General features: G+C 46.4%; 4 protein-coding genes. 1 reads left to right on the top strand and 3 read right to left on the bottom strand.

Going from position 1 to position 4,367, the window contains the following annotated elements:
* Positions 1–116: 116 nt before the first annotated feature.
* The 3 genes from RMO79_RS17680 to murC form a co-directional block, all read right to left on the bottom strand.
* A complete protein-coding gene (locus RMO79_RS17680; RefSeq protein ID WP_310484561.1) occupies positions 117–458 on the bottom strand; it encodes a YbaB/EbfC family nucleoid-associated protein in 342 nt (113 codons plus the stop codon).
* A 241-nt stretch (positions 459–699) separates the two neighbouring features.
* Complete coding sequence (gene murB / locus RMO79_RS17675) at positions 700–1,704, bottom strand: UDP-N-acetylmuramate dehydrogenase (protein ID WP_310484560.1); 1,005 nt, start codon at positions 1,702–1,704, stop codon at positions 700–702.
* 170 nt (positions 1,705–1,874) lie between these two features.
* Positions 1,875–3,308, bottom strand: coding sequence for a UDP-N-acetylmuramate--L-alanine ligase (murC, locus tag RMO79_RS17670; RefSeq protein WP_310484559.1), 1,434 nt, complete (start codon positions 3,306–3,308; stop codon positions 1,875–1,877).
* Between the two features lie 430 nt (positions 3,309–3,738).
* Between murC and smpB the strand changes: the two genes are divergently transcribed.
* Positions 3,739–4,212 carry an SsrA-binding protein SmpB gene (smpB, locus tag RMO79_RS17665; protein ID WP_295614969.1) on the top strand — a complete coding sequence of 158 codons (474 nt, stop codon included), beginning with the start codon at positions 3,739–3,741 and terminating at the stop codon, positions 4,210–4,212.
* Positions 4,213–4,367 lie beyond the last annotated feature (155 nt).

The following is a 4,367-nucleotide window of genomic DNA, read 5'->3' as shown; positions in this document are numbered from 1 at the left end:
GGAGGTTGGGTGGGGTAAAATAAAATCCAAAATGTTAGGGGTACTGCTGACATCATTTAGTCTAGCAATACCCCTAATTTAGCTATGAAATTTCCGCAGCTACTTGACGTATCGGGTTACAATCCAGGAATATTTAGTCCGCTAGTGAGTAATTCCATGCGTTCGCGCATCGTAGCAGTAGATTTCTCATAAGCATCCGTCATCGCATCTAGCACTAATTGAGAGAGTTCTTCAGGACTCTTTCCCGCCGCATCAGCACCGATATTGACTCTACGGGGTTCTTGGTTACCGCTGAGAGTTACGGTAACATCACCTGCTTGACCTTCAATTTCCATTACCTCCAGTTCTTCTTGGAGCTTTTTGGCATCTTCTTGTACTTGTTGGGCTTTTTTAAAGGCATCTGCAAGTTCTTTCATCTTGCCGAGACCGAAACCGCCAAATCCTTTTCCTTGAGTCATAATCTTTACTTTTTAGTCAATCTAAACAATATCCCATCTTACTGGAGTCAGGAAGTTCGGGGGTGAGGGTATCCGCCAGTAGGCTTTAGGTTTTGGGCTTTAGGCTTTAAAAGTAATGCCGATCGCACCTAATTCTATGTTACCCAATTAGAGTTAAGAAGTTAAAACACCATCGCATCCAATCCCCTAACTCCTAACCCCCAATCCCCTAGTACCTAAAGCCTAACGCCTAATCCCTAATCTAAAACTCGCCGAGCATCTTTACTTCTGGTTCGAGTTCGATCGAGTAGTTGGCTTTAACCTGACGCTGAACGTAATAAATCAACGATCTAATGTCGCTGGCAGTGGCATCTTTGCGATTGATAATAAAATTAGCATGAAGAGTCGAAACTTCCGCATCGCCAATTCGGTGTCCTTTTAGCCCTAGTCCTTCAATTAAAGCGGCAGCATATAGAGGGCTAGGATTGCGGAAGACGCTCCCACAGCTAGGTCTGTCATAAGGTTGTTTGCTATGACGCTTTTCTAAATCTCGGAATGTCCGCGCTTTGATGTCTTCAGGATCTTCTGCTGTAAGGAGTTGAAATTTGGCACTGAGGACGATCCGCGCATCGCCTTGCAGATTGGATGTCCGGTAACTATAATTTAAATCCTGATTGGTCAGCGTTGCGATCGAGCCATCTAGGTTTAATACCTCGGTGCTGACTAAAATCTCTTGAGTACTATGTCCGTGCGCGCCAGCATTCATCACCACAGCACCGCCTACAGTGCCCGGTATCCCCGCTGCCCACTCCATTCCGCCCCAACCTTTACGAGCGGCTTGCCAAGCTAGGCTGGCGACCATTTTACCCGCATCCGCACAAATCGATCGATCTTCGCTGTTTCCCGCAGCACTGACATGACGTAAATGGCGAGTACAAATGACCAATCCCGCTAAACCGCGATCGCTAATTAATAAATTTGAACCAGCTCCAATAATTGTAATCGGGAGATTGTTTGTCCTCGCCCAAGCCAAACCGCTTTGAGTTTCCGCCAGGGTTCTAGGTTCTAGATACCACTCGGCGGCTCCACCAACTTTCCATGTGGTCAAACCTTTTAGCGATACTCCTGCCCGGATCGAGCAATCTGTCGGAACTTCCAAGTCTCGATCGGTATCTGTAGAAACTGGAGCTGAATGCTGAGCCTGAGTATCGATAATGGTTGCTTTGGCAGATCGAAGGCTGCGCGAGCGGTCTTGGGAAAGTGTCATGGTGGAGATGTAAGGTAGTGTGTTGAAATCGGGGGGTCGGTCGCCAGCAGCAGAAAATCGATGAAATATGCAGACAGTTCTCAGCTATTTAGATAAGATCGATCGGCTTGGTAAGTAAAATTTACAACACTTCGCTAAAGGTTAACTAGCATTGATAATACACTAAACAATTATGTGCGCGCGACTGTTGATGTCGATTGGAGATTTGACATATTTCGGTAGAAATCTACTACTTCTGGAATAATTTGATTGAGATTGCCCGCACCCAAGCACAAGCAGATATCTCCCGATTGGAGATTATGGGTTAGGTATTGCGATACATCCGCCAGCGTCGGCGCGTAGCGAACGTTCGGGTGATACCGACCGATTTGAGTTACGACTTCTTCACCGCTAATAGTGCCAGTATTTACCTCTCCCGCACTATAAATATCTGTAATAATCGCGACATCTGCATCTTTAAAAGATCGGGCAAATTCATCCAGAAATTCTAGAGTCCGGCTGTAACGATGGGGTTGGAAAACAGCTACAACTCGGCGTTCGGTACCGACTCGCAACCGAGCAGCACTGAGAGTAACCAAGATCTCACTCGGATGGTGAGCGTAGTCATCGATAAAGGTAATGTCATGCTGGTATCCTCGAAGTTCAAACCGTCGTTTGGCACCGCTGAAAGTCTCCAAGCCAGAAGCAATTGCCTCAAAGTCTAAGCCGATCTTGCGACCGACGGCGACCGATGCTAGCGCATTACTCAAGTTATGTTTTCCTAAAACTCCTAACTTTAGTGTTCCCAATAAATTTCCATATTCATATATTTGGGCCGAAGTTCCCGCACTATGATAATCGATATCATCGGCGGTATAATCTGCTACTCGACCCGGTTCGATACTATAAGTAATCGTCGGCTGCATCCGTTCTCTGACGATCGGACAATCGATCGAACCGACAGTTGCTTGACATTGGTTGGCAAATGTGGTGAAAGTGGCAATTACCTGTTCTAGGCTCTTGTAATGGTCGGTATGATCTAGTTCGATATTGGTAATCACCCCAATTGTGGGCGAATGCTTGACGATCGAACCATCGGATTCATCGACTTCTGCCACAAAGTATTCGCTCTTACCGACTCTAGCCGTGCCATCCCACGCCGTTACTTCTCCACCAACGACGATCGTCGGATCGACACCAGCCATCGTCAACATATAGCCAATCTCGCTACTAGTAGTAGTTTTACCGTGAGTACCCGCTACCCCGATACTAGTATATTCATCGATTAACGCGGCTAATACATCCGATCGATGAAAGATCGGGCACCCTCGTTCTAGCGCGGCTGTTAATTCGCTATTTGTCTTGCCAATGGCTGTCGAGCAGATAATTTGCGGAGTTTGCCCGGATGGATGATTATCGAAATATTCTAAATTACTGGCATCCTGCTTGAGGAAAATATGTGCTCCTGCTGCTGCCAAATTGGCCGTAATGTTTGTCGATTTGAGATCGGAACCAGCTACTGGCAATCCCCGTCTGGCTAAAACGTAGGCAAGTCCCGACATGCCTATACCCCCAATGCCGATAAAATGGATCGGACGACCGCCAAAATCAATAGAGCTACCCATAATATTTTCTCACCAGCCAGATAGAACGAGCCTTGCCAACAGGCGTTATCATACCAATAATTGTTTGTTTCCGATCTAAATTCCTTGTCACAGTCATACCGAACGAGAATAGGTTTGTGTAGCAGCCGAATGAGATCGAGATCGCTCTTGTTGAGAATACACTATCTAGCTAAATCGACCAAATTCAGATGTCGTTCCCTGCTTTGCCTCTCAGAATGAAAATCGCGGGGTCGGTCGATTTATCGATCGACGTAAACTACCTACTGGTAAAATTGTCACTTTTAATGGAATAACTATACCAAATTTCACCAATTAGTCCAGATCTTTAGATAAAGTTACATTTTATTGCTACCAATAAACTATATCATGGCTGAATTTTTGCCGATCGACTCATCGATCCAGTCGTGCTGGTGAATAGTAAAATAGACATATGAGCGAGAAAGAAAAATCAGATAGTATCAAAATTGTTGCCGACAATCGGCAAGCTCGGTTCCTGTACGAAATCCTCGAAACTTACGAAGCGGGGGTCGAGTTGTTAGGCACCGAGGTAAAATCGATTCGGGCGGGTAAAGCTAACCTGCGCGATGGTTATGGCTTATTGCGACAGGGGCAAATCTGGCTGTTAAACGCCCACATTTCACCCCATAACTCGACGGGAGCGTATTTCAATCACGAGCCGACGCGCACCCGCAGATTGCTAATGCACAAAGCCGAAATCCGCAAGCTCATCGGCAAAGTCGAGCAACAGGGTTTAACTTTGGTGCCGTTGAAGATGTACCTCAAGCGGGGTAAGGTGAAGGTGACGATCGCATTAGTACGTGGGAAGAAGCTCCATGACAAACGCGACGATCTCAAGAAGCGAGACGATAAACGCGATATGGATCGAGCGATGAAGCGCGGTTAAGTATCTAAAATTCAGGGTAGGGGCAATTCATGAAGCGGCGGTTTTATTCTGGGGGAACCCCAGAATAAAAAACCGACAAGACAGCGGCTCGCGATTGAAATACGCTCCCGTCGAGTTATGGGGTGAAATGTGGGCGTTTAACAGCCAGATTTGCC

Origin of the sequence: Chamaesiphon sp. VAR_48_metabat_403, from assembly GCF_031422475.1 — a bacterium.
GTDB lineage: Bacteria > Cyanobacteriota > Cyanobacteriia > Cyanobacteriales > Chamaesiphonaceae > Chamaesiphon.
The sequence above is the reverse complement of the archived record's forward strand: the minus strand, read 5'-3'. Positions and strand labels throughout refer to the sequence as shown.

Coding starts and splice junctions, on each gene's coding strand:
- smpB (WP_295614969.1), top strand. CDS start 3,739: ATGAGCGAGAAAGAAAAATCAGATAGTATCAAAATTGTTGCCGACAAT.
- RMO79_RS17680 (WP_310484561.1), bottom strand. CDS start 458: ATGACTCAAGGAAAAGGATTTGGCGGTTTCGGTCTCGGCAAGATGAAA.
- murB (WP_310484560.1), bottom strand. CDS start 1,704: ATGACACTTTCCCAAGACCGCTCGCGCAGCCTTCGATCTGCCAAAGCA.
- murC (WP_310484559.1), bottom strand. CDS start 3,308: ATGGGTAGCTCTATTGATTTTGGCGGTCGTCCGATCCATTTTATCGGC.